Annotated in this window: 20 protein-coding genes and 1 tRNA gene; 12 read left to right on the forward strand and 9 right to left on the reverse strand. The window is 69.1% G+C overall.

Annotated elements, in window-relative coordinates:
• Window positions 1–16: 16 nt before the first annotated feature.
• The 5 genes from AB0H49_RS01830 to AB0H49_RS01850 form a co-directional block, all read right to left on the reverse strand.
• Window positions 17–89 (reverse strand) — tRNA-Arg (locus tag AB0H49_RS01830).
• Window positions 90–158: 69 nt separating this feature from the next.
• Window positions 159–965: a DUF1542 domain-containing protein gene (locus AB0H49_RS01835; protein ID WP_355000210.1), complete on the reverse strand. Its 807-nt coding sequence runs from the start codon at window positions 963–965 to the stop codon at window positions 159–161.
• A 117-nt stretch (window positions 966–1,082) separates the two neighbouring features.
• Entirely contained in the window at window positions 1,083–1,604 is a 522-nt protein-coding gene (locus AB0H49_RS01840) for a C40 family peptidase (RefSeq protein ID WP_355000543.1), read from the reverse strand.
• Between the two features lie 706 nt (window positions 1,605–2,310).
• The gene (locus AB0H49_RS01845) at window positions 2,311–3,330 is read right to left on the reverse strand and encodes a hypothetical protein (RefSeq protein WP_357246062.1); all 1,020 of its coding nucleotides are present in this window, start codon (window positions 3,328–3,330) and stop codon (window positions 2,311–2,313) included.
• A complete protein-coding gene (locus AB0H49_RS01850; RefSeq protein WP_355000212.1) occupies window positions 3,330–4,055 on the reverse strand; it encodes a ParA family protein in 726 nt (241 codons plus the stop codon). Before AB0H49_RS01850 ends, AB0H49_RS01845 begins: the two co-directional genes overlap by 1 nt.
• Before the next feature lie 270 nt (window positions 4,056–4,325).
• Here AB0H49_RS01850 and AB0H49_RS01855 point away from each other — a divergent pair, with 270 nt between their 5' ends.
• The 3 genes from AB0H49_RS01855 to AB0H49_RS01865 all read left to right on the forward strand — a co-directional run bounded on the left by AB0H49_RS01855 (window position 4,326) and on the right by AB0H49_RS01865 (window position 8,282).
• On the forward strand, window positions 4,326–5,786 hold the full coding sequence (locus AB0H49_RS01855) for an ornithine decarboxylase (RefSeq protein ID WP_357246066.1): 1,461 nt from the start codon (window positions 4,326–4,328) through the stop codon (window positions 5,784–5,786).
• A gap of 136 nt (window positions 5,787–5,922) precedes the next feature.
• Window positions 5,923–6,924 (forward strand): adenylate/guanylate cyclase domain-containing protein, encoded by a 1,002-nt coding sequence (locus AB0H49_RS01860; RefSeq protein ID WP_355000544.1) that lies wholly within the window; start codon window positions 5,923–5,925, stop codon window positions 6,922–6,924.
• Window positions 6,925–7,514: 590 nt separating this feature from the next.
• Window positions 7,515–8,282 (forward strand): RNA pseudouridine synthase, encoded by a 768-nt coding sequence (locus AB0H49_RS01865; protein ID WP_357246069.1) that lies wholly within the window; start codon window positions 7,515–7,517, stop codon window positions 8,280–8,282.
• Window positions 8,283–8,449: 167 nt separating this feature from the next.
• On the opposite strand, the gene AB0H49_RS01870 is transcribed toward AB0H49_RS01865, so the two are convergent.
• Window positions 8,450–9,094 (reverse strand): TIGR03086 family metal-binding protein, encoded by a 645-nt coding sequence (locus AB0H49_RS01870; RefSeq protein ID WP_357246072.1) that lies wholly within the window; start codon window positions 9,092–9,094, stop codon window positions 8,450–8,452.
• Between the two features lie 51 nt (window positions 9,095–9,145).
• On the opposite strand from AB0H49_RS01870, the gene AB0H49_RS01875 reads away from it, so the two are divergent.
• Window positions 9,146–9,586, forward strand: coding sequence for a MarR family winged helix-turn-helix transcriptional regulator (locus tag AB0H49_RS01875; protein WP_357246075.1), 441 nt, complete (start codon window positions 9,146–9,148; stop codon window positions 9,584–9,586).
• Between the two features lie 302 nt (window positions 9,587–9,888).
• Window positions 9,889–10,668 (forward strand): metallophosphoesterase, encoded by a 780-nt coding sequence (locus tag AB0H49_RS01880; protein WP_357246078.1) that lies wholly within the window; start codon window positions 9,889–9,891, stop codon window positions 10,666–10,668.
• A gap of 21 nt (window positions 10,669–10,689) precedes the next feature.
• Here AB0H49_RS01880 and AB0H49_RS01885 read toward each other — a convergent pair whose 3' ends face one another.
• Window positions 10,690–11,745 carry an AraC family transcriptional regulator gene (locus AB0H49_RS01885; RefSeq protein WP_357246081.1) on the reverse strand — a complete coding sequence of 352 codons (1,056 nt, stop codon included), beginning with the start codon at window positions 11,743–11,745 and terminating at the stop codon, window positions 10,690–10,692.
• 85 nt (window positions 11,746–11,830) lie between these two features.
• Here AB0H49_RS01885 and AB0H49_RS01890 point away from each other — a divergent pair, with 85 nt between their 5' ends.
• The 6 genes from AB0H49_RS01890 to AB0H49_RS01915 all read left to right on the forward strand — a co-directional run bounded on the left by AB0H49_RS01890 (window position 11,831) and on the right by AB0H49_RS01915 (window position 18,272).
• Window positions 11,831–13,297: an NAD(P)/FAD-dependent oxidoreductase gene (locus AB0H49_RS01890; protein ID WP_355000219.1), complete on the forward strand. Its 1,467-nt coding sequence runs from the start codon at window positions 11,831–11,833 to the stop codon at window positions 13,295–13,297.
• A gap of 45 nt (window positions 13,298–13,342) precedes the next feature.
• Window positions 13,343–15,469, forward strand: a complete 2,127-nt coding sequence (locus AB0H49_RS01895) for an ATP-binding cassette domain-containing protein (protein ID WP_357246085.1) — start codon at window positions 13,343–13,345, stop codon at window positions 15,467–15,469.
• Window positions 15,470–15,542: 73 nt separating this feature from the next.
• A complete protein-coding gene (locus tag AB0H49_RS01900) occupies window positions 15,543–16,280 on the forward strand; it encodes an energy-coupling factor transporter transmembrane protein EcfT (RefSeq protein ID WP_357246088.1) in 738 nt (245 codons plus the stop codon).
• Between the two features lie 121 nt (window positions 16,281–16,401).
• Window positions 16,402–16,917: a YbaB/EbfC family nucleoid-associated protein gene (locus AB0H49_RS01905; RefSeq protein ID WP_357246090.1), complete on the forward strand. Its 516-nt coding sequence runs from the start codon at window positions 16,402–16,404 to the stop codon at window positions 16,915–16,917.
• A complete protein-coding gene (locus AB0H49_RS01910; protein WP_355000223.1) occupies window positions 16,914–17,237 on the forward strand; it encodes a hypothetical protein in 324 nt (107 codons plus the stop codon). Before AB0H49_RS01905 ends, AB0H49_RS01910 begins: the two co-directional genes overlap by 4 nt.
• A 357-nt stretch (window positions 17,238–17,594) precedes the next feature.
• Window positions 17,595–18,272, forward strand: a complete 678-nt coding sequence (locus AB0H49_RS01915; RefSeq protein WP_357246093.1) for an ammonium transporter — start codon at window positions 17,595–17,597, stop codon at window positions 18,270–18,272.
• A gap of 69 nt (window positions 18,273–18,341) precedes the next feature.
• On the opposite strand, the gene AB0H49_RS01920 is transcribed toward AB0H49_RS01915, so the two are convergent.
• A complete protein-coding gene (locus AB0H49_RS01920) occupies window positions 18,342–19,586 on the reverse strand; it encodes a lipase family protein (protein ID WP_357246096.1) in 1,245 nt (414 codons plus the stop codon).
• A gap of 186 nt (window positions 19,587–19,772) precedes the next feature.
• On the opposite strand from AB0H49_RS01920, the gene AB0H49_RS01925 reads away from it, so the two are divergent.
• A complete protein-coding gene (locus tag AB0H49_RS01925; protein ID WP_355000226.1) occupies window positions 19,773–20,420 on the forward strand; it encodes an isochorismatase family cysteine hydrolase in 648 nt (215 codons plus the stop codon).
• A 139-nt stretch (window positions 20,421–20,559) separates the two neighbouring features.
• Here AB0H49_RS01925 and AB0H49_RS01930 read toward each other — a convergent pair whose 3' ends face one another.
• Window positions 20,560–22,929 carry an ATP-dependent DNA ligase gene (locus tag AB0H49_RS01930; RefSeq protein ID WP_357246099.1) on the reverse strand — a complete coding sequence of 790 codons (2,370 nt, stop codon included), beginning with the start codon at window positions 22,927–22,929 and terminating at the stop codon, window positions 20,560–20,562.
• Window positions 22,930–22,977: the final 48 nt, after the last annotated feature.

Genomic DNA, 22,977 nt, shown 5'->3' on the forward strand with positions numbered 1-22,977 from the left:
GCGACACGATCCAGGGTGCCCTCGGCAGGATTCGAACCTGCGACACCCGCTTTAGGAGAGCGGTGCTCTATCCCCTGAGCTACGAAGGCCGATTAGGCGGGACGGTCGCAGTCTACCGGGTCGGACGCTCGGGAACAGCATCGCGCCGCTCGCGCCGCTCAGAATCCGCCGTCGAAGCCGCCGCCTCCGTCGAAGCCCCCGCCGTCATAGCCGCCACCGTCGTAGCCGCCACCCTCATACCCGGCGTCGTATCCGCCCCCGTCGTACGGCGCGGTATCCGATCCCCACTCGTCACCCGCCGCGACGCCATCCTGGTAGCCCTCCCCGTAACCGCTCTCGAATCCCTGCGCGCCGTATCCCACGCCCGACATTCCCGCGAACAGCGAGGTGAACAAGAGCACGGAGCCGATTCCCCACGCGCCGCCGATGAGCGCGGGCTTCCACCAGGGTTCGGAGTACCAGCCCGCGGGCACCGGCCGCCCGGCGACGCGGCCGCCGGGATAGTAGTTCGGCGTGGCCGAGGACGGATTGGGTGATGCGGCGATCTCTCTGCCCTCGTAGGCGATGACCCGATCCTCGCTCACCCGCCCGGCCACGGCCTGGCCGTCGAGCTCGGGAATCGACGGGCCCGGGTCCATTCCCATCGCGGAGCGGGCGGCCCGGATGTAGTAGAGGCCTTCGAGTGCAGTCTGTTTCGCGAGTCTGGCCTGGGCGGGCGTTGCGGCCTGGTCCAGCTGCGAACCCGCGGCGGCGTATCGCTCCGAGGCGTCCACGAGAGCTTGCTTCGCCGCATCGTTGCTGGCGCTCAGGTGGTAGATCTGACCCCCGAGCCGCTCGTTCACCTGACGGGCGTCGGCGAGCGCGTCGGCCAGCTCGGTCGCCGTCCGTTGCTTCCCCTCGCGCCCACGCATGAGCAGCAAGATCGCCACGGCCACGACCACTATCAGAACCAGCAGCCACTCCATCGTTCGCCCGCCTTCCGTATACGGATGGCCCCGAAATCGAGTTTACTGACGGCTTGCCGATTGGGGGGTTGGCGTCCACGCCCCGCACTGCCCACAAGCCGAGCCACCAGGCGACCATCAGTATCGGCGGGCGCCCGCGTAGGGCATCGAGGAGATCGGCGACATCACGACACCCGTGCCGTACGTCGACGCGTGGATCACTTGACCGTCCCCGGCGTACAGGCCCGAGTGGCCGCCGCCGTAGAAGGACACCATGTCACCCGGTTCGAGTTCGTCTCGCGACACCGGCGTGCCGGAGGACAACTGTTGATAGCTGGTGCGCGGCACGTCAACGCCTGCCTGCTCATACGACCACTGCACGAGGCCGGAGCAGTCGAAGGCGTCGGGGCCTGTCGCACCCATGCTGTAGTTCGAGCCGATCTTGCTGCGCGCGGCCTCGACGGCGACCTCGCCGGGCGACGGCTCATCGACGACCTGCGGCGCGAATGGGGCGAACGGCGCGGGCAGCACCGGTTCGAGCAGTTCGGCGAGGTACGGGAGATGGGTGCGCAACAGATCGACGGGCGTCGTCGGCGCGGTCTCCGGTTTCGCCGGTTTCGCGGGGGACCCCGGGGTGGCCGCGAATTCGATCACCGCGATCGGCGTGGTGTAGACGACCTCGGCGGGTTCGACGAGGGCGGGCGCCGGTGTCACCGGCAGGGCTGGCGGTTCCGCCACGTAGATGATGTCCGGCATGACCACCGCGCCCGGGAGGTCGGCGGCCGGGATCTCGATCAGCGTCGGAATATCGGTGGAGCGATCCACAACGGCCGGAACGACGACGGCCGGGTCTACCTGAATATCTGGGTAATCGATTTGGGAGAAATTCGGTGGTACCGGAATGACATCCGGAACTTCGAAAGCTCCGATGCCGGGAATTTCGATCGGTTTGGCCGATGCCTGTCCGGCGCCCAGGAACAGGGCGCCGATCGCCGCCGCGGCGGCAGCCAGGCTCCAGAAAATCGCGCGTCGCATGAAGCGCGAATATCGACCCTCAGCGGTTGATGCCATGATGCGGTCCTCCGATGCTCATATCGAAGACCTTCGGCTCAGGTCGTGCGGCGCCGGTGCTCCGGCGGGGCAGGACATCACCCAGACCTTCGAATTCGATTCGAAAAACATCACGGTGTTCAGTCCAGCGGATCCGAGCGTCCATCTTTCACAGATAAACGGTGTTCGTAAACCCCAACACGCAAATTGATGATAACAAAACAATAACCAAGAGAAACAATTTCTTCGCCACCGAAATACGACGGCGCCCCGCGCAGAATTGGTAATCCGTAGCGGGGCGCCGTTTCGCGAGGAATCAGGCGGTGATCTGCTCCTCGATTTGCTCGGCGAGCGTGCGCAATCGGGCCGCGAATTCGCGGGCCGCGGCCGGATCGCCGCTGGAACCCTTCACGACCCGCCTGCTCAGCGCGACCAGCCGTGATTCCATCGTGGAGAACAGATCGACCGACCGATCGCCGCCCGTTTCGATCACTTCGCCGCGCAGCCAGGCCTGCAATCGCTCGACCACCTCGGCCTCGTCGAAACGCTCCGGCAGCAACGCGATCGCCTCGCGCAGCTTGCCCGCCGTGACCTTTCCGCCCGGGCCGCCCGCGATCGTGGTGTACACGGTGACCGCCGCGTCCTCGCCGTGCTCCGCGGCCACCGGGAGCAGCTCGCGAACCTGCCCCTCGTTGATCGTCGGCGCGACCGGGTGCAGCCGGGCGGCCAGCGGCCACGCGCGAATCAGCTTGTGCGCGTAGGACCGCTGCATATCCCAGCGCTGCTCGACGTAATCGTCGAAACTGGAGTACCGAGCGCGGTAGAGACGCCCGTCCCGCACGATCTGCAACGCGCGGCCCGCCGCCCAGAACGCGATGCGCAGCGAGTCGATCGAGGACTCGCACGCGCTGAGCTGCTCCTGTTCGCGCCGGTTCAGCGGACCGTCGCCCGCGGCGGGTAACGGCATGGTGAGCACGTCGGCCAGCTGCTCCGTCGCCGTCGACGTCGGATTCGCGACGACCGGTTGCACCGACGACGAATTCGCGGTCCCGACCACATTCGGTTGCGCCGCAGGACTGTTGGGTATGGGCGCGGCCTGCCGGAGCGATTGCGCCGTGCCGGGCCGCTGCGCCTCCGGCCCGCGGGACGGCGAATCCGGGACAACCGGCGGTGTTTCCGTGCCGCGCGATTCCGTGAGCACTTCCGCGACCGGCCGGAGCCGCTCGGACCGCCATTCGGCGTCGCGCAGCGGCGAGACGGGCGGTGTGTGTTCGGCGTTGTCGGACAGTGGATTAGCGGACCCGCCGATGGAACCCTTCCTACGTTGCGGAGGCATCAGGCCGGCACCTCCACCGCGACCCGGTACGGAGCGACGAGTTCGTCTCCGACCTGCCGGTACTCGCCGAGATCCGCGATCGGGTTCTCGGCGCCGTCGCCGACCTCACCGTCGGCGGCCTCGCGATACCACTTCCACGCGCTCAGATAGGACGCGAAGACGTCGTACCCGGCGTCTTCCAAATTGCCGCGCTGCGTGCGGTATTCGGTGGAGACGTTGACGCCGTTCTTCATGGTGACCGGCACCTTCGTCATCAGCACTCGCACCCGGATCTCCCGGTCGGTCCCGGCGGCGGCCTCCGCGGCGGCCCGATAGGTACTGGGCACGCGCTTCACCTCCGACGGACTCACACTGGTCAGCAATACCAATTCGTCGCTGGCCGGAATGGCCGCCTTGAATATCTCGGCCGATTCACCGCCCGCGTCGACGATGACGACGTCGTATTTGTTCGCGTTGTCGTGAATGCAGTCGTCGACGTGCCGGGACGGAAAGGCGATCAATTCGAACGGCACTGCGACCCGCCCCTTGAGCAGCCTGCGATACCAGGAATAGCCGGTCTGGCTGAGCGGGTCCGCGTCGATGACCAGCACCCGCAGCTCGTGCACTCTGGCGAAATAGCACGCCAAGAAGAAGGCCGAGGTCGTTTTTCCGACACCGCCCTTGAGATTCCCCAATGTGATCACCAGGGGTTTGGGCAGTTCTAACGGCGCAACAGAATTCGTCATGGACAGTCCTCCGAGTGTGAGGAGTGCAAGAAACTCTGGCGGAACGAGTCTTACACAGTTCGAGCGAAGTACCGTTGATTTGAGGCACTTCTTTTTCGGAGACCGTGTCCAATTGGACACAGCGGCCCCGGCGGCCGGTCGGCGATCGGTGTGGCCGGAAACTGCCCCGGCGGACACCGCCGAGGGGATTTAATTAGCAAAGCTAATAATATCGGTCTATCCCCAGGTCAGCCAGCGATTAGCCCGCTACGCAGCGGGTAGCTCCCGATCATGGACCACTCACAAGCTCCCCTGGTGGACGCACTCGCCGCGTATCACCGCGTGGGCCGGTACGGGTTCACCCCGCCGGCTCACCGGCAGGGACGCGGCGTCGACGAGCGTGTGCTCGACGCGATCGGGGGCGACGCGTTCCGCTCCGATGTGCTGGTCGGGCCCGGTCTGGACGACCGACTGGCCCGCGGCGGCTATCTGAGCAAGGCCGAGGAACTGATGGCCGACGCGGTGGGCGCCGACACCGCCTTCTTCTCCACGTGCGGCAGCTCGCTGTCCGTGAAGGCCGCGATGATGGCCGTGGCGGGCGGCCAGGGCGGCGGTTTGCTGGTGGCCCGCGACAGCCACAAGTCCATCGTCGCCGGGCTGATCTTCGCGGGCGTGCGGCCCCACTGGATCACGCCGCGCTGGGACGCCGAGCGGCACTTCTCGCATCCACCGTCGCCCCAGCAGGTGCGCGAGGCGTGGGAGCGCAATCCCGACGCGGCGGGCGCGTTGATCGTCAGCCCGAGCCCGTACGGCACCTGCGCCGACATCGCGGGCATCGCCGCGGTCTGCCACGAACGCGGCAAGCCGCTGATCGTCGACGAGGCGTGGGGTGCCCACCTGCCGTTCCATCCGGAGCTGCCCACCTGGGCCATGGACGTCGGCGCGGATCTGTGCGTGGTGAGCGTGCACAAGATGGGCGCGGGCTTCGAACAGGGTTCGGTGTTCCACCTCCAAGGCGACTTGGTCGACTCGGCGCGACTCAGCGCCTGTGCCGACCTGCTGATGACCACCAGTCCGAGCGTGCTCGTCTACACCGCGCTCGACGGCTGGCGCAGGCAGATGGTGCAGCACGGGCGCGAATTGCTCGACGCCGCGCTGCGCGTCGCCGACCAGGCCCGCGTCGAGCTGGACCGGATACCGGGCATCGAGGTGATGGAGGACGAACTGCTCGGCGTGGAGGCCTCCCACGATTTGGATCGGCTCCAGGTGCTGATGGATGTATCCGGCACGGGCGCAATGGGTTACGACGCCGCCGACTGGCTGCGCGAACACCGGAACATCGATATGGGACTCGCCGATCATCGCCGGGTGCTCGCGACGCTGTCGATGGCCGACGACAAGGACACCGTCACCGCGCTGGTCGAGGGCATGACCGCATGGCGCGACCAGTTGAAAGACCCCCGGCCGCCGCAGATCCGGCTGCCCTCCCCCGAAGAGTTGCAGCTCGAAACCGTCGAACTGCCGCGCGACGCGTTCTTCGGTGAGGTCGAGGTCGTCCCGATCGAGAAGGCGCCGGGCCGGATCGCGGCCGAGCAGCTTACGCCGTATCCGCCCGGTATTCCGGCGGTGGTGCCCGGCGAGCGGATCAACGAGGCGGTGATGGACTATCTGCGGTCCGGTCACGAAGCCGGTATGAACGTCCCGGACGCCGCCGACGGCAGCCTCGACACAGTGCGCGTCGTTCGCGAGTGAGACGCCGCGCCAGGAGGGATTCGCCGCATCGGGTGCCCACGCACGGTTGGCACGATGCCCTCCGCGCGCTCCTGTGACGTCCCCCAACGCTCTGACTATGGCCTCCACCTGCGCGCGGCGTGGCCGTAAGGTGGCGATCATGTCGACGACCGAGATTTCCGAGCTCGTCCAGTCCGTCGTGGAGGCGTACCTGCTCGACGGCGAGCGCAAGTACAACCGCGCCGAGGTGGCCGAGCGGTCCGGGGTGTCGCCGTCGATCTCCAAGCGGTTGTGGACGGCGCTCGGCTTTCCCGAGAATCCCGACAACGCAGTCGATTACACCGATGCCGACGTCGACGCGGTGCAGCACTTCCGCGGGCTGAAGGTGGTCGCCGCCTCCGATGTACGCCAGCAGGCCGCTGCGGCGCGCACCCTCGGTCAGTCCATGGCCCGGCTCGCGGAATGGCAGGCCGACCTGGTGCTGGCCGAGATCGCGGCCAAGGTCGCCGACGCCTCCCGCGACGGCGCGACCGACCCGGCCGAGATCGCCAGGATCGCCACCCAGGAGACGGTCTCGGTGCTCGAGGAGTTGCAGACCTACGCCTGGCGCAGGCACCTGGCCGCCGCGCTGGCCCGCTCCTTCGACAACGAGAGCCCCGCCGAGGATTCCACCCGGGAGCTCGCGGTCGGCTTCGCCGACATGGTCGGATACACCAGGCTGACCAGGCACCTGCACCCCGACGAGCTGTCCACGCTGCTCGAGGCCTTCGAGTCGACGACGACCGAGGCCATCAGCGAGAACGGCGGCTGGGTGATCAAGCACGTCGGTGACGAAGTGATGTTCGCGGCGGAGACGGCGCAGGCGGGCGCGCGCATCGCGCTGGCCATCCAGGAGTCGACCATGATGGTCGGCGGCACCCCGGATTTGCGCGTCGCGCTGGCTTACGGCCCGGTGCTGCAACGCTTCGGCGACCTGTACGGCTCGGTGGTGAACATCGCGTCGCGCCTCACCGGCGTCGCCCGCCCCGGCACCGTCCTCATCGACGACTCGGCCGCAGCGCAACTGGCCGACGACCCGGAATTCGCTGTGCGCCACCTCCGCAGCGTCCGAGTCCGCGGCTTCAACCGCCTCCGCCCCCACGCCCTACGCCGCCCCTGAGCCCGCGCCCGGCCGAGCCCCACCTCGGAGCACTGCCTGCGGCCGGATACCGCCCGGCGGCTGCGCGTTGCGGCGGCCCGAGCACCGAGTACCCGGCCGAGCACTGCGCCGCCGCCGAGCACTGCGATGCGGCTGAGCACACCTGGCGCCGCAGCCGCTCAGCCTGCGGCAGGGTGCCGCGCGGCAGTCGGCTCCGCCCGCAATCGGACACAGCGCGGCAATTCGGCACAGCAAGCACCACTCCGGCACCGCCGCCGAACCCAGGCCTGCGGTCGGACACAGCCCCGCAGCCAAGCACTACCCGGCACCGCCGCCGAACTCAGGCCCGCGGTCGGGCACAGCCCCGCAGCCGAGCACTACCCGGCACCGCGGAGCTGAGCTGGCGGTCGTGCACCGCACGGCGATCGGGCACTGCCGCGGCCGAGCGAGGCACCGCGGCCGAGACCCGCGAACGCCGAGCGAGGCACCGCGGTTCAGCACCGTGTCGCGGCTGGGCGTCGCTACCTTCCCCTATCGCGGCACACCGCCGACGCCTGAATGCCACGTATGCGCGACGGGTGGGGGCGGCGGGGCGACGTAAGGTCGTGCGGGTGGAGACCGATTGGTTGCGGTTGCGGGAGCGCTGCTCGATCGCGGAGGACGAGGCGATCCTCGCGCTGAACAAGCCCGCGGGGATCTCGGTCACCGGGGAGCGGCACGACACCGACATCGTGGAGCTGGCGGCGGCGACCGGCGAGACGCTTTACCCGGTGCACCGGATCGACAAGGTGACCTCCGGGTTGGTGCTGCTGGCCAAGGAGCTGGGCGCGCACGGCCAGCTGACCAGGCAATTCAACAAGCAGACGGCGGAGAAGACGTACTTGGCGGTCGTCGATTCGACCGGGTTGCCCGAGCACGGTGTCATCGATCTGCCGTTGAGCGTCGGCCGGAAGAACCGGGTGCGGATCGCCGCGCCACGCGAAAGCATCAAAGCTGAAGACGACCGCTGGTTCGTCGACGACGCCGACCTGCTCGACACCAAGAACTATCCGTCGCTGACCCGCTTCGCGACCGTGTTGCGCACCGAGCGGCGCACCGTCCTCGCGCTGCGCCCGGTGACCGGCCGCCGCCACCAGATCCGCGTGCACCTGGCCTGGATCGGCCACCCGATCCTCGGCGATCCGCTCTTCGACAAGTCCGGCGCCTATCCGCGCGCCCATCTGCATTCCTGGCGACTCGGACTTGCCGCGTCCTGGCGCACCCCGCCCGAACTGAATTTGGACGCTCCGCCCGGCGAGGACTTCTGGGCCCCGGTGTCCCCGACCGATCCCGGCGAACTCCTCGACCGCGCAACGGAATTGCTCCGCGTGAATTCCTGACCCCCGCACAAACTGGGCAGACCTTCGCAGCCGACCGAAGGTCGCGCCAGCACGGGCTCAGACGCCCGAGGCGGCCCCTGGCCTCCGTCTCCCCCACCGATCCCAGCGAACTCCTCCACCGCGCATGCAACCTGACCCGCGTGCATTCTCGACGGAAGCTCGCGGATTTACGCGCGCGCTGAAGTCGGCGTCCACTCGGGCGAGCGGCCGAGCTGTCGCAGCACCCGATCCATGGGCGAACCCGAGTCGGCCCCCGCGACCACCGGCGCGAACGCCGCGCCCGGCTCCGATCGGAAAGGACCGTCCGGAACCGCCTCCGCGATCTCCAGCGCCATCAGCACCACCTCCGGGTCCGGGTCGATCGTCTCGCCGATCGATCGCGCGACGTCCCACGCGTGCACGACGCTGTCGACCAAGTGGAACCCGATGACGGTTGCGGCGGGAAAGCGGTGCTCGCTCGACAGTTCCGCCAGCAGCACGGTGCGCTCGAAGACGTCGGGCTCGGCGAATGCGGCGACTACCTCGTCCGCGGCCGCGAGGTAGTCGGCGACCGGATCCGCCGCGACCCGCACCTCCCACGCGCCAGGGTCCTCCGAACCGCGCGCCGCCCCCGCGAATCCGCGGTCCTGAGTCGCCATGTGCGCCAGCAGGGCGCGCAAATCCCATTCCGAGCATGGCGTTTCGACCGAGAGATGGTCGGGTTTCACCTGCGAGACGGCTTCCGCGCACAGCCGGACGGCACTGGCGTGCAGTCGGCGGAGCCGCTCGTTCGATTCGGTCGTGCTGGCATCTTGTTCGAATATCGTACTCATGCGCTTATCGTAAGCATCTACATATCATCTGCCAAGCACTATTTTCTAGACATGCCAGACCCTGACCGACCCGATCTCGCGGCAATGGTTGTTCCGCTCGGCCGCGCCCTCGTCGCCGCGGAACTACCCGTCCTGGAACGCAACGGCCTCACCATGTGGGCCTACGGAGTGCTGCTCGGCCTGGAACCGGAGCCGGTGTACACCCAGGCCGCGCTTGCCAAATCCATCGGCGCGGACAAGACCCGGATCATCGGCGTCCTCGACGACCTGCAACGCCGCGGCCTGATCGAACGCTCGCCCGACCCCGCCGACCGGCGCGTCAACCTCGTCTCGCTCACCGAGGAAGGCAAGGCGGCCCTCGCCCGCGCTCGACACGAGATCCGCGAACAAGAGGACGAGCTGCTGGCGGCACTCCCCCAGGCCGACCGCAAAGCTTTTCTCCGCGCCCTGCACACCCTGTGGTCGAATACCACCACCGAGCGCGACTCATAGGCGTATCTCCGCCCGCGCTCCGGCAATGCGCAGTTCGATGGCGGCTGTCGCCCGCCCACACCGGTCGGGCGTACCTTCGCCTTCGCGCTGGCCATGAGCAGCCGAGGTCCGACCGGCCCGGAAGCATCCATTCAGGCGTACCAATTGTGACCGTCGCCACTGCGGAACTAGGTCCTCCCACGCGGTGGCGAGCCTCATGGAGACGGACAATGCGCAGGTCATCTAGCCTGAGAAAGTGCCGGGCACACGATGCGGGCACCCTCTGACGCAACGGAGCGATCCCTCAGAGAAAGCGAACGCCGATGATCCTGGTGGCTCAGGTCAGCGATACACACTTCGATCTCGGCACCCGCAACGCCGAACGCGTCGAGCGGGTGATGGCCTTCCTCGCCGACCTGCGCCGCAAGCCCGACGCCATCCTCGTGACCGGCGACATCACCGACTCCGGTAAGGCCGAGCAGTACGCCGAGGCGCGCGTCGCGCTGGCCGCCGACATCCCGGTCTTTCCGATGCCGGGCAACCACGACGACCGCGCCCACTTCCGCACCGCGCTGCTCGGCGAACCGGCCGCGACCACGCCGATCAACAACGCCCACCGGATCGGCGAATTGACTGTCGCCCTGCTGGATTCGAGCGTTCCCGGGGAAGCGGGCGGCGCGTTGAGCGAGGAGACCTACGACTGGCTGGGCGGCGTGCTCGCGGACGCGCCCGCCGACGGACCGATCCTGCTCGCCATGCACCATCCGCCGGTGCACCTGCACAGTCCGATCATCGACGGCATCACCCTCGCCGACCCCGAGCGCCTCGCCGCGCTGGTGGCCGGGGACGACCGCATCCTCGGCGTGCTCACCGGGCACGCCCATTCCGCCGCGACCACGACGTTCGGCGGCCGCCCGCTGCTGGTCGCGCCGAGCACAGCCTCGGTGCTCGGCGGCGAATGGGAGCTCGAATTGCCGCATCACGTCATGGATTACGCGCCGGACCCGGCCGTCGCGCTGCACATCATCGACGAGAACCGCAATCTGACAACACATTTCCGCCCGGTCCCGATGGGCGGCTATCTCGGCGTTCAGCCGGACTGACTCGGCGTTCCGCCGGATTGCTCAGCGCAGCGAAATCCGTTCGCGCCGATACGCGGCGGGTGTCACCCCCGTCCAGCGCTTGAAGGCGTAGATGAAGGTCGAGGACTCGGCATAGCCGAGTCGGATCGCCACGTCGCTCACCGAAAGCGGTGTGGCGGTAAGCATTTCCTCGGCGAGCGCGCGACGCACCTCGTCCAGCAGGGCGCGATAGCTGGTCCCCGCGGCGTCGAGGTGCCTGCGCAAAGTCCTTGTGCTCATGTTCAATTCGCGCGCCACCAGATCGATACCGGGTGGCGCGGCGAAACCGTCGGCGCCGCCGGGCACCAGCAGTTCGCGCACCTCCGCCGCGATGCCGGTGCGGGCGCGGCGGCGGTCGACCAGCTGACGGCACTGCGCGAGGCACATGGCCCAGGTGTGCTCGTTGGCCTGTGGCAGCGGCTGTTCCAGCATCTCCGGGTCGATGGTGAACACGTTGTGCGCGCGGCCGAAGCCGGGGCGGACGCCGAAGACCTCGGTCATCCGATCGGCGTATTCCGGTTCGGCGAAACGGAATTCGGCGCGCAGCAGCGGCACCTGGCGTCCGAGCAGATCGCTCATCACCTGGTACATGGCCGTCACGTCGCGCTCGACGAGGAACTGACGCACGTCGGCGGGCACCGACTCGTCGTGCACCCGCGCGACGAACTCACCCGCCTCCCAGTGCGCGACCGGCAGGCAGAAGGTGAAGCTCAGATCCAAGAAGCGCAGCGCGAAGGAGATCGCCTCGCCGAGGGTCGGGCTGCTCACACAGGCGAAGCCGAAGATGCCGAAGGTGGTGATCCGGTATCGCCTGCCCAGCTCGACGCCCAGCGCGGGCGCGTCGACCTCGCGGACCAGATTGCGGATCACCGCGAGTTCGGTGTGCGCGTCGATCTGGGCGTCGGGATCGCGCAGCAGGGGCTCGGTCAGCCCGGTACCGGCCAGCATCCGCGCCGCGGGCACCCCGCGCTCGCCCGCGTACCCCACCATCAGGGCCACGCTGGCGATGCCGCGCGGGAAGTTCCAGTCGCGGATTCCGGTAGCCAGTACCCGCTCCACAGCGCACATTATGGCCGAAAGTCTCGATGCGCCCGGTGGCACCGGTTCTAGAGTGGAGTTCATCGGACGTGGTGAGGAGTGTCACATGACAGCTGGTGACCGGCCATCGGTTCTCATCATCGGCGCGGGTTTCGGCGGCATCGGCATGGCGATCGAACTGCGGCGCAACGGGGTCCGCGACATCACGATCCTGGAGCGGGCCGCCGATCTCGGCGGGGTATGGCGGGAGAACACCTACCCCGGCGCGGCCTGCGACGTGCCATCGCCGCTCTACTCCTTCTCCTTCGAACCGAAGCCGGACTGGCCGCAGCGCTACTCCGGCCGCGAAGCCATCCACGACTATCTGCGCGGCGTCGCGCGCAGGCACGGGCTGCTCGCGGACATCGTCTTCGGCGCCGAGGTGACCGACGCCGAATTCGACGAGCGAACCGGCCGGTGGACGGTCCGCACCGCCGACGGCGCCGCGCGGACCGCCGACGTGCTGATCTCCGCGGTCGGCCAGCTCTCCCGGCCCGCGCTGCCGGACATTCCCGGCATCGACACCTTCGCGGGCGCGTCCTTCCACTCCGCCGAGTGGAACCACGACGTGGAACTGGAGGGCAAGCGGGTCCTCTGCGTCGGCACCGGGGCGAGCGCCATCCAGTACATCCCGGAGATCCAGCCGAAGGTCGAGCACCTGACGCTGTTCCAGCGCACCGCGGCCTGGGTCATCCCCAAATTCGACACCGACTACAGCCCGCTCCAGCACAAGCTGTTCGCCAAGGTGCCCGGTGCGCTCCTGGTGGAGCGGTTCGGCTGGTGGTCGACCGGGGAGTTCGTCTCGCTCGGGCTCGTCGAGTTCCCCGCGATCGCGCGCGGCGTCGCCAGGATCGCCGAGAAACACCTGCGCATGCAGGTCCCCGATCCGGAGCTGCGGGCCAAGTTGACCCCCGACTACCCCATCGGCTGCAAGCGCGGGCTCTTCTCCAACGACTACTACCCCGCGCTCAGCCAGCCCAATGTCGCGGTCGAGACCACCGCGATCAGCGAGATCGTGCCCGAGGGCGCGCGCACCGCGGACGGACGGCTGCACGAGGCCGACGTGATCATCTACGGCACCGGTTTCAAGGGCACCGAATTTCTCTGGCCGATGCAGATCTACGGTCGCGGCGGTCGCAAACTCGCCGACGCGTGGGCCGACGGCGCGCACGCCTACCTCGGCATCGCCGTGCCCGATTTCCCGAACCTCTTCCTGGTCTACGGTCCGAACACCAACCTCGCCGCGGGCTCGATCATCTACATGATCGAATCCCAGGCCCGCTACATCCGGCAGGCCGTGCGGCTGCTCGCCGAGCACCCCGGCCACTGCCTCGAGGTGCGCGGCGAGCAGGAGCGCGAATTCAACGACGCGCTCCAGCGGCGCCTGGCCCGCACGCCGTGGAACTTCTGCACCAGCTGGTACCGCACCGCCTCGGGACGCATCACCAACAACTGGCCGGGCACCGTCTCCAGCTACCGCCGCCGCACCCGCAGGCTGAACCGCGAGCACTACACCCTCACCAGGGCCGCCTGATCCGGCGAACCCGCCCTCCTCCGCCACCCCTGGCAGACTTGTCACGTGAGTGATCTGCCCACGGCCGACGGCCGGACCGGTTTCGAAGAGCGCGGGCCGCTGCGCCCGATCGAACTGGCCACCGGCGCGGTACTGGGCGGCGTGACGGTCGGGCTGGTCACCGTCGGGTCCGTTGTCCCGCTGGCAGCCGCCCTGCAAATCGTCGCGGCCGTGCCGATGGGGATGCTCGCGCACCGCTACCGGCCGCGCGCGCTCGTCGCGGCGACCGCCTCCGCCACCCTGGTCACCTTCGTCGCGGCGGGCGTCATGCCCGCGCTCGGTGTGGTCGCGTCGGCGACGATCGGCGGCATCATCGGCGGGGTCAAGCGCCGCGGCGGCGGGCTGTTCTCGGTCTTCCTGCTCGCGTCGCTGGCGGGCGCGCTGTGGGGCGCGTTCAGCGTCGGCTCGCTGCTGGTGGCCGGGCGGACCCGCGAGCTGCTCTTCGACGCCATCCGCAACACCGCGAACGGTGTGCAGCGGATCGCCGCGAGACAACCCGCGCTGGAGCCGCTCGGGCGGGCCGCGGCGGATGCCACCGACGCCGTGCTCGCCTGGTGGTGGGTCTATGTCGGCGGCGGCGTCCTGCTCGGCGTGGTGGTGAGCGCACTGTTCTCCTGGTTCGTGCTGGGCTCGGTGCTGGACCGACTGGCCTGGCTGCCCACTCGGGACCGTCTCGACGCGCCGGTGGACGATCGACCGATCGCGCCGCTTCCGGTGACGCTGCACTCGGCGGGTTTCCGCTATCCGGGCGCGCACACCGACGCGCTGCGCGACATCGACCTGAGCGTGCGGGTCGGCGAGTTCGTCGCGATCGTCGGCCACAACGGCTCCGGCAAATCCACCCTCACCCGGCTGCTCGCGGGTCTGCCGCCCACCTCGGGCACGGTCCAGCGTCCCGGCTCCGCGGGCCTCGGCCACCTCGGCGGGACGGCCCTGGTGCTGCAACGACCCGAAAGCCAGACCCTCGGCGTCCTGGTCGCCGACGACGTGGTCTGGGGACTGCCGCCGGACCTGGCCGCCGAAGTCGACACCGAGGCGCTGCTGGGCGAGGTCGGCCTGGCGGGCATGGGCGACCGCGAGACCGCCACCCTCTCCGGCGGACAACAGCAGCGCCTCGCCGTGGCGGCGGCGCTGGCCCGCCGTCCCGCGCTGCTCATCGCCGACGAGGCCACCTCGATGATCGATCCCGAGGGCCGCCGCGAACTCGTCGCCCTGCTCGGCGAGCTGCCGCGCCGCCATCCGATGGCCGTGGTGCTGGTGACCCACCACGAGGCCGATGCCGCGGCCGCGGACCGCGTGGTGCACCTGGCGGGCGGCCGCACCGTAGAGCACTTGCCCCGCTGGCCGCAACCGGTGCGCGACGCCCGCCGCAGGCCCGTCGGGCAGACGATCCTCGAACTGCGCGACGTCCGGCACACCTACAACCGGGGCACGCCGTGGGAGGCGCCCGCCCTGCACGGTGTCGACCTGGTGGTGCGCCGCGGCGAGGCGCTGCTGGTCGTCGGCGGCAACGGGTCCGGCAAATCGACGCTGGCTTGGATCATCGCGGGCCTGATCCACCCGACCTCGGGACGATGCGATCTCGGCGGCCGCCCGGTGACGCGCCAGATCGGCCGGGTGGAGCTGGCCTTCCAGCACTCCAGGCTGCAATTGCAGAAGCAGACGGTCGGCGCGGAGATCTCCGACTGGGGCGGGCGCGCCACCGGGTCCGGCGCGGTCGGCCGTGCTCTGGACGCTGTCGGCCTGGACCGCGCGCTGGCCGCCCGCTCCATCGAGGAACTCAGCGGCGGGCAGGCCAAGCGCGTCGTCCTCGCCGCCATCGTGGCGAGTCACCCGCAGGTCGTCGTGCTCGACGAGCCGCTGGCCGGTCTGGATCCGGAGGGTCGCGCCGACATCGTGGAACTACTTGCCCGGCTGCGTGATTCCGGGCTGACGCTGATCGTCATCTCACACGACGTGGCGGACATGGCCGCCGTGTGCGATCGCACCGTGCACCTCAGTTCGGGTCGCATCCTGGAGACGCAGCCGGTCTCCGACGCCGCGCCCGCGGCGCATCGCTTCGATCCGCGGTCGGCCGCACCGCCACGGCCGGGCGACGCGGCGTGGCGCTTCGGACACGGGGGTGCGGAATGAGCGAACGGAGTGAGCGAATCATGTGCCAGCGCGTCGTGCGCATGCCGGAGCCGAGCGTCAGCGAGGCGCAGGCATGAGTACCGTCCTGCTTCGCCAAGTACCGGTGTCCAGCCCGGTGCACAACCTCTGGGCAGGCACCAAGATGATCGCCGCGTTCCTGATCAGCCTGCTGCTGATGTTCTGGCCGACCTGGCCGGTGCTCGGCGCGATGGTCGTCTTCCTGCTCGCGATCGGTCTGCTCGCCCGGCTGCCGCTCGGCACTCTGCCCAGGCTGCCGTGGTGGTTCTGGGCGCTGCTCGGCGCGGGCGCGCTGATCAATCTGCCGGTGGGCGGCGCCGCGGTGCTCCGCTACACCCAGGTGATGATCTTCGGCCTGATCCTGGTGGCCGCCTCGTTCTTGATCGCGTGGACGACGCCCATGGGCGAGATCGCCCCCGCACTGGCCAAATTGGGCGCACCGCTGCGCAAACTGAAAATCCCGGTGGACGAATGGGCCGTCGTGGTGGCGCTGACGCTGCGCGGACTACCGCTGCTGCTCGAGGAGATCCGGGTGCTGCGCGCGGCCCGCAAACTGCGGCCCAAGGACCGGTTGCTGGACCGCGCGTCCGACAACCCGATCATCGACATCCTCACCGCGGCCATGGCCGTCGCCACCCGCCGCGCCACCGAGCTCGGCGAGGCCATCACCGCCCGCGGCGGCACCGGGCAGCTGACCGCCCGGCCGAGCGCGCCGGGCCGCCGCGACGCGGTCGCGCTGAGCCTCGTCGTGCTCGTGTGCGCGGGCTCGGTGCTGCTCGACGTGCTGATCTGAGCGGCCTCGGAGGCTGGGACGACAGCGCGAACCGCGACACGGCAGACTGAGGGGAACCGATCATCGGCGCGGCGCGTCGAAATCCATGACGGACCGGAACTCGAACGAGCGGGGGTGGCCGATGGCCGACAGTGAACGCGCGGCGCAGCTGGCGCGCAACGAGGCGCTGCGCGGCGAGATCGACGACTTGATGGAGGTTTTCGAGCAGCAGCGCAGGGAGCTGGCCGAGGCGAGCGCGCGGCTGGCCGCGGCCACAGTGACCGCGTGGTCCTCGGACAATCTGGTCCGGGTCACCAGCAATTCCGCGGGCGTGCCGGTCGAGGTGCACGTCGAGCCGGACGCCTTCAAACGCTCGACGCCGCAGAAGCTCGGCGCGGCGATGACCGAGGCGACCCAGGCCGCCGCCCGCTTGGCCAGCGAGGAAGCGCAGCGCACCTTCGGCGCGTTCGAGCAGGTGGGCGCCGACATTCCCGATCTGCCGGACCTGGTGCCCGGTGCGCCGAGCATCAAGGATCTGGTGAATTCCCTGTTCCCCGAACCGGTCTCGGTCGAGGCGACGGTCCAGCCCGCCGAGCTGGACGACGAAGCCGAGGACGAGTACTACCGGAACCGCGGGTATTTGGAGGGCGGTAGATGAGTAGCTTGCAGGTCGACCCCGATGCCCTTCGCTCCACCAAGCCCGGCTTCGCCGCGGCCGCGGAAAAGGTGCTCGAGGCGGTAAAGAACGTGCAGACCACGGTCGCGGCCGAGGGCGAGTGCTGGGGCGGCGACGAGATCGGCCAGAACTTCGCCAAGGAGTACACGCCGGGCGCCGAGGACGGCATGAAAGGCATCGAGGGCCTCGGCAAGTCGATCGAGGCGCTCAGCGGCGGCGTCGACGCGATCGCGTCGGCCTTCCAGCAGCAGGACGAGCTGAACGCGAAGGCGATCGAGAAGATCAAGAGTTCCGTCGAATAGGAGCTCTCCGCATCGGCGAGTCACGTACCGCCGGTTGTAGCAAACCTCCAGTGCGACATACCTTCACGCAGCTTCGGCCGCGTGCGCCTTCGACGGACTTCGTTCGTAAAGGCGCACTGGGCCAGGGATGACGCTTTGACGTGCCCGTATAGCCAAGTGGCATAACACCTTCGGCAATGGCGCGACAACCGAGAGCGATAAGAAACGGGAATACCCCCCAATTTCAGGGTCCAAACGGGCAATCGCCCAGTAGTGTGGCAGACGGCGCAGCTGTTCTCTGGATCACATCAAGGCTTCGCACGCGTTGAGGGGGAAGGTTTTTCGGCGTGCGAGGCGTTCGTAGGGCATGAAAACCTGATGCAGATTGGAACTCTGGAAATGATTCTCCGCAAGATCACCGCGGCAGCCGTACCGCTCGTCGCCGCCGTCGCCGTCGGCGCGGGCACTGTGCACGCACAACCGGCCGCCGCCCCCGTCCCGAACATCGGGTACGAGGCGAAGCTGGTCGGCGACAAGATCATCACCACCCTCACGGACGGTTCTTTCGAACTGACCGGCAACTCCGTGGACATCAACGACTCCGCCGGGAACGCGGTCCTCACCCTGCCGCTCTCGGTCCGGCAGGACGGGCTGGAATTCCCGCTGCCGCACGAGATCCGCGACGGCGGCCGGGTGCTGGAGCTGACGGCGGTCGCAAACGTCGCGCAGGCGCGTCCGGCGCAGGTGTTGCCCGTAGCTTCGCCTATCGAGAACCAGCGCGCCATGGACTCGTTCCTCTCCCAGTTCAGCATCGCGACCGCGATCGGCAGCTTCATCGGGTTGGTCATCGGCGGCGCCGTTGGACTGATCGGCTTCGCAGGCGGTGTGCTCGGCATTGCCACGGTTCCCGTCGCCGCCGCCATCGGCGCGATCATCGGCACCATCGCGGTCGGCGGACCGACCTTGCTCGTCGCGGGCATCGACCTGATCAACACCCTGAACGCCCCGCCGGGCACCACCAAGTGGGCGGAACAGGCCGGATCCCCGGCCAACTGAGCCACCCTTCCCGAACGCGGCGCGCACCGACGACCCCTCGAGTCGGTGCGCGCCGCTCTTCGTCCAGCGTCAGCGAGGGTGGCACCCCGCCGCTACCGGTACCCCCGCGAACCGATCGGCGAGATAGTTCATCGCCCCGATCGCCTCGACGATCGCGGTCGGATTGTGGCCGGGCAGCGTCGAATGCGTGAAGGTGATGTCCGCGCCGAGCGCGCAGTAGCGGTCCAGCAGCGCGGTGAAGCCCGCGACGGGAATCACGTCGTCGGTGGTGCTGTGGTAGAGGTAGGACGGTACCCGCGGCGGGCTCGCGCCCAGCTCCTGCGCGTCCGTCGCCGCGCGGAAGGCCGGATGCGCCAAGAGGTCCGGCTCGATCGTGAAGTCGTCGACGCGCGTGCCGTTGTACTTCAGTATCAGGTCCAACCCGCAGGCCGAGCCGTCCTCGGCCAGCATCGCGTGCCCGCGCTCGTTGAGCAGCTCCGCCACGCCGTATCCCGGATGGTCGCGGGCGATCGCGAGCACGATCAGCAACGCCAGCCCGGCCTGCATGCCGCCGTCCACGCCGCGGGCGATGGCGGGCCAGTCGGCGGGCACTCCGCCGGAGGTGATCCCGGCGAACGCGACGTCCGGTGCGTAGTCCGGTTGCAGCTGCGCGGCCCACAGCGTCGCGTAGGCGCCGCCCGAATACCCGTACGCGCCGATCGGACTCGTCGGCCCGACGCCGCCCCCGCCGAACGCCCTTGCCGCCCGGATGCCGTCGAGCACGCCACGCCCTGAGTTCACCCCGTCGAGGAAGCGGGACCACGGCCCCTCGTAGTCACTGACCACCACCGCCCAGCCGCGGCGCAGCGCGTCCGCGAGGAAGGGCGTGTCGATATAGGTGGTCACGCCGCTCAGTTCCCACCCGCCGCGCAGCGCGTAGGAGGGCGCGCAGTGGCTGCCGAGACTGTCCTCGGGCACTTGATAGGACAGCAGCGGTCGCTCGCCCTGGCCCCACCACGGCAGAATCGGGGCCAGCACCGTGGCCATGCCGGGGATGGGCTCGTCGTTCGCGTCGTTGGTTCGGTACTGCACCTGCCAGGCCGAAATCGGCAGCGGCAGACCGAGCGGCGCGATCGGCCGGGATCTGATGACGGCGCCCGCGGGATACTCGGCGAGGTCGGCGGGCGCGGCGTAGAACGGGTCGGCGTCGGGCCGTGGAATCGCCGCGCTCGGGGCGACATGCGCGAGCAGACTGAGCGACACCATCGCGGCGACCGCGAATCCCCGCAGCAGCGCGCCGAATGCCAGGACCGAACGGCCGTTCTTCGTCCTCATTTCGAGCTCCAGGTTTCACCGAGGCGCACCCGACCTCGCCTCGAGTCAATCGACGGTACTGCCGTGGCGGCCGCCCGGCAACATTCTTGGCGCGCGTGGTTACAGTGGTGCGAAAGTGCCCTCAGCGCAACCGAATCGCCGCTCAACACGGCCCGGCGACGCGGTCATCGAGAAGGAGAGCTGACCATGCGGTACGGCAACGGACTGGACATTCCCGAGGGGCTCGCCGATGTGTGCGGTCCGGACCGGATGGCGGTGATCGTCTACGACATGCAGGTGGGTGTGCTGTCGCAGCTGCCGGACGGCCCCGAGATCATCCAGCGGGTGGTGCCCGTGGTCGAGGCGGCGCGGCGCGGCGGCTACCCGGTCATCTTCCTGCGGCACTTCTTCCTGCCGCACCGGCTCAGCGGCAAGTTCGCGCTGCGGATGGCGATGAGCTGGCAGGGGGTCGACTCGGCCGACGAGGTGAAATCCATTCTCCAGCGCGATACCCCGCCCTTCGAGCTGGTGCCGGAGCTGCGGCCACGGCCCGACGAGGTCGTCTTCGACAAGACCTCGATGTCGGCCTTCGAGGGCACACCGCTGGCGAGCACGCTGCGCGACCTCGGCATCGGGGCGTACGCCATCATGGGCGTCGCGATGGAGATCGGCATCGCGCCGACCATCACCCACTCCACCGATCTCGGGTTCGTCCCGGTGGTGATCAGCGACGCGTGCGGCGGCCGGGATCAGGACGCGATCGCGCGCGCCTACGCGGATTTCGAGTTCCAGGGGCACGCGATCGTGACGGATTCCGCGACCATCACGCCGCTGCTGGCGGGCGAGAAGGAGTGAACCGGACCCTGTCGGCCCGGCGCGCGCCGGGCCGACAGGTATCGGTCAGCCTTCTTTCCGAACGGCCTTCTTCGCGGCATCCTGGGCCGAGTCGACCTGGCCAGGCCTTGGCAAACCCTTAGCGAACGGCGTCACACCGTCATTCGGATTCACCGGCCCAGCCCGGATGCCACAGCCGTCCGGTCTCGGTCCAGTTCATGAAGCGCACGGTGCCCGCGATCTTCGGCGACACCCACACCGCTTCCTTGCGTTCCTCGGCGGTCAGCGGATTGTCGAACGGACTGGTCTTGCGTCCCAGCTTGCGCAGCCGTGCGGCCAAGTCCCGCATCCCCGCGTCGTCGAAACCGGTGCCGACCCGGCCCACGTAGATCAGCCGGTCCTGGTACGGAATGCCGACGAGCAGCGACTTGAACTCGCGCGCCTCGCTGCGCCGCCAGCCGCCGACCACGACCCGCTGGGTGCGCCAGTTGCGCTGCTTGACCCACGAATGTCCGCGCTTGCCCGGCAGATACACCGAGTCCTTGCGCTTGGCGACGACGCCTTCCATGCCGTGCTGCTGGCTGTAGCGCAGGGCGGTGGCGCCCGGACCGTCCAGCCGGGGCGGCACGCGCAGCGACGGCGCGTTCGCGGCCAGCGCCTCCAGCACCCGCCGACGATCCGAATAGCGTTTGCGGACCAGCGAGGTGCCGTCCAGATACAGCACGTCGAACGCGACGAAGACGGCCCGGGCCGCATCCGCTTGCAGCAGGCCCAGATTCGCGACGCCGTGATCGTCGAACACCACCGCCTCGCCGTCCAGGACGACGCGGTGACCGTCCAGCTCCTCGGCCAGCACCCCGATGCCGGGGTAACGGGAGGTCACCACGTTGCCCGCGCGGCTGCGCAAAAGCACCGCGCCGGAGTCGATCTCGGCGATGAGCCGGAAGCCGTCCCACTTCGTCTCGAAGCACCATTCGACCTCGTCCAGCTCGGCGACGTCACCGGAGACCGCGAGCATCGGCGCGAGACCGCGGGGAAAGGGCGCGGAACCGCCCGCAGGTACGGCCGTTTCGATCGGTGCCTTGTAAGCCGATTCGTCCGCGGGGCCGGGCTCGCCGCGCGCTCCGTTGGCCGACTCGGCAGCCGAATCCGGCTGGTCCGCAATGGCTTCCGCGCCCTGCTGCTGATCGCGCATGAGGTGCATCAGCCACTGGTTGCCGTTGGTCTGGATGAGCGCGTAACGGCCGGTGAGCCGTTCGCCGTGGAAGCGGACGATCACCTCGTCGTCGCGCCACTTCTCGGTCTCGTAGGTGCCGGTATCCCAGATGGTCATCTCCCCCGCGCCGTACTCCCCCTTCGGGATCTCGCCGTGAAAGTGCAGGTACTCCAGCGGGTGGTCCTCGGTGTGCACCGCGAGCCGGTTCTGCCGCGACGAGGTCGGCGGACCCTTCGGCACCGCCCAGGACACCAGCACGCCGTCGCGCTCCAGCCGGACGTCCCAGTGCAGCCTGCGCGCGTGATGCTCCTGCACCACGAACCGGTCTCCGGCGCCCGGTGCGGGCGGCGCGGACGGCACCGGCTCCGGTGTGCGCGCCGGATCGCGCATCGAGCGGTACTTGCTCAGCGCGTCGGTGCCGCCTCGGGAATCCGGCGGGTCCATCTCGGCGAGCAGATCCCCGTCGTCCCGCCAGCGCGCGAGCACTTCCTCGAAACGCAAGTGCCGCAGTTTCTTCCGGTTCTCGATCTCGGCCCAGGTGCGTGGCGCCGCGGCGTTGGGCTCGGCGCGGCCGCGCAGCGAATAGGGCGCGATGGTGGTCTTGGCCGGGTTGTTCTGGCTCCAGTCCAGGAAGACCTTGCCGCGCCGCACGGATTTGGCCATCGTCGCCGTGACCAGTTCCGGGTGCAGCTTCGCCAGATTGGTGGCCACCTGTTTGGCCACCGTCGACGCGCCACCGGAACTCAGCACCCGGTCCAGCGGGACGTAGAGGTGAATGCCCTTGCTGCCGCTGGTGACCGGGAACGCGTGCAGTCCGATCCCCTCGACCATCTCCCGCACGGCGAGCGCGACCGTCGCGCATTCCGGCAGACCGGCTCCGGGTCCCGGATCGAGGTCGAAGACGATCCGGGTCGCCGGACCCATCTCGTCGCCGTCGAAGCGCCATTGCGGCACATGGACTTCCAGCGAAGCCTGCTGCCCGATCCAGGCCAAGCCCGCCTCGGAGTCGATCAGCGGATAAGCCACCCGCCGATCGGAGTGCGCGAGCGTACGGCGCTCGATCCAGGACGGTGCGTGTTCGGCGAGGTTCTTCTCGAAGAAGGAGGGTTCGTCGACCCCGTTGGGCCAGCGCTTTCGGGTCACCGGACGCCCGGCGATATGCGGCAGCATCGCCGGGGCGATGGCCGAGTAGTAGGCGATCACCTCGCCTTTGGTGGTCCCGGTCGCCGGATACAGCACCTTGTCGAGGTTGCTGAGTTCGACCTCGATACTCGGTCGGCCAGGACCACCACCGAATGCACGGCGGGACACCATGACTCGATACTACGGCCGGGGACCGACAGGTGGGCGGTCCCCGGCCGT

The sequence above is a fragment of the Nocardia sp. NPDC050713 genome (genome assembly GCF_040654315.1).
Taxonomy (GTDB): Bacteria; Actinomycetota; Actinomycetes; order Mycobacteriales; family Mycobacteriaceae; genus Nocardia.

Bases quoted from the DNA above. Each gene is read 5' to 3' on its own strand.
- AB0H49_RS01835 (WP_355000210.1), bottom strand. From the start codon at position 965: ATGGAGTGGCTGCTGGTTCTGATAGTGGTCGTGGCCGTGGCGATCTTG.
- AB0H49_RS01845 (WP_357246062.1), bottom strand. From the start codon at position 3,330: ATGCCTCCGCAACGTAGGAAGGGTTCCATCGGCGGGTCCGCTAATCCA.
- AB0H49_RS01850 (WP_355000212.1), bottom strand. From the start codon at position 4,055: ATGACGAATTCTGTTGCGCCGTTAGAACTGCCCAAACCCCTGGTGATC.
- AB0H49_RS01855 (WP_357246066.1), top strand. From the start codon at position 4,326: ATGGACCACTCACAAGCTCCCCTGGTGGACGCACTCGCCGCGTATCAC.
- AB0H49_RS01870 (WP_357246072.1), bottom strand. From the start codon at position 9,094: ATGAGTACGATATTCGAACAAGATGCCAGCACGACCGAATCGAACGAG.
- AB0H49_RS01875 (WP_357246075.1), top strand. From the start codon at position 9,146: ATGCCAGACCCTGACCGACCCGATCTCGCGGCAATGGTTGTTCCGCTC.
- AB0H49_RS01880 (WP_357246078.1), top strand. From the start codon at position 9,889: ATGATCCTGGTGGCTCAGGTCAGCGATACACACTTCGATCTCGGCACC.
- AB0H49_RS01890 (WP_355000219.1), top strand. From the start codon at position 11,831: ATGACAGCTGGTGACCGGCCATCGGTTCTCATCATCGGCGCGGGTTTC.
- AB0H49_RS01900 (WP_357246088.1), top strand. From the start codon at position 15,543: ATGAGTACCGTCCTGCTTCGCCAAGTACCGGTGTCCAGCCCGGTGCAC.
- AB0H49_RS01905 (WP_357246090.1), top strand. From the start codon at position 16,402: ATGGCCGACAGTGAACGCGCGGCGCAGCTGGCGCGCAACGAGGCGCTG.
- AB0H49_RS01910 (WP_355000223.1), top strand. From the start codon at position 16,914: ATGAGTAGCTTGCAGGTCGACCCCGATGCCCTTCGCTCCACCAAGCCC.
- AB0H49_RS01915 (WP_357246093.1), top strand. From the start codon at position 17,595: ATGCAGATTGGAACTCTGGAAATGATTCTCCGCAAGATCACCGCGGCA.
- AB0H49_RS01920 (WP_357246096.1), bottom strand. From the start codon at position 19,586: ATGAGGACGAAGAACGGCCGTTCGGTCCTGGCATTCGGCGCGCTGCTG.
- AB0H49_RS01925 (WP_355000226.1), top strand. From the start codon at position 19,773: ATGCGGTACGGCAACGGACTGGACATTCCCGAGGGGCTCGCCGATGTG.
- AB0H49_RS01930 (WP_357246099.1), bottom strand. From the start codon at position 22,929: ATGGTGTCCCGCCGTGCATTCGGTGGTGGTCCTGGCCGACCGAGTATC.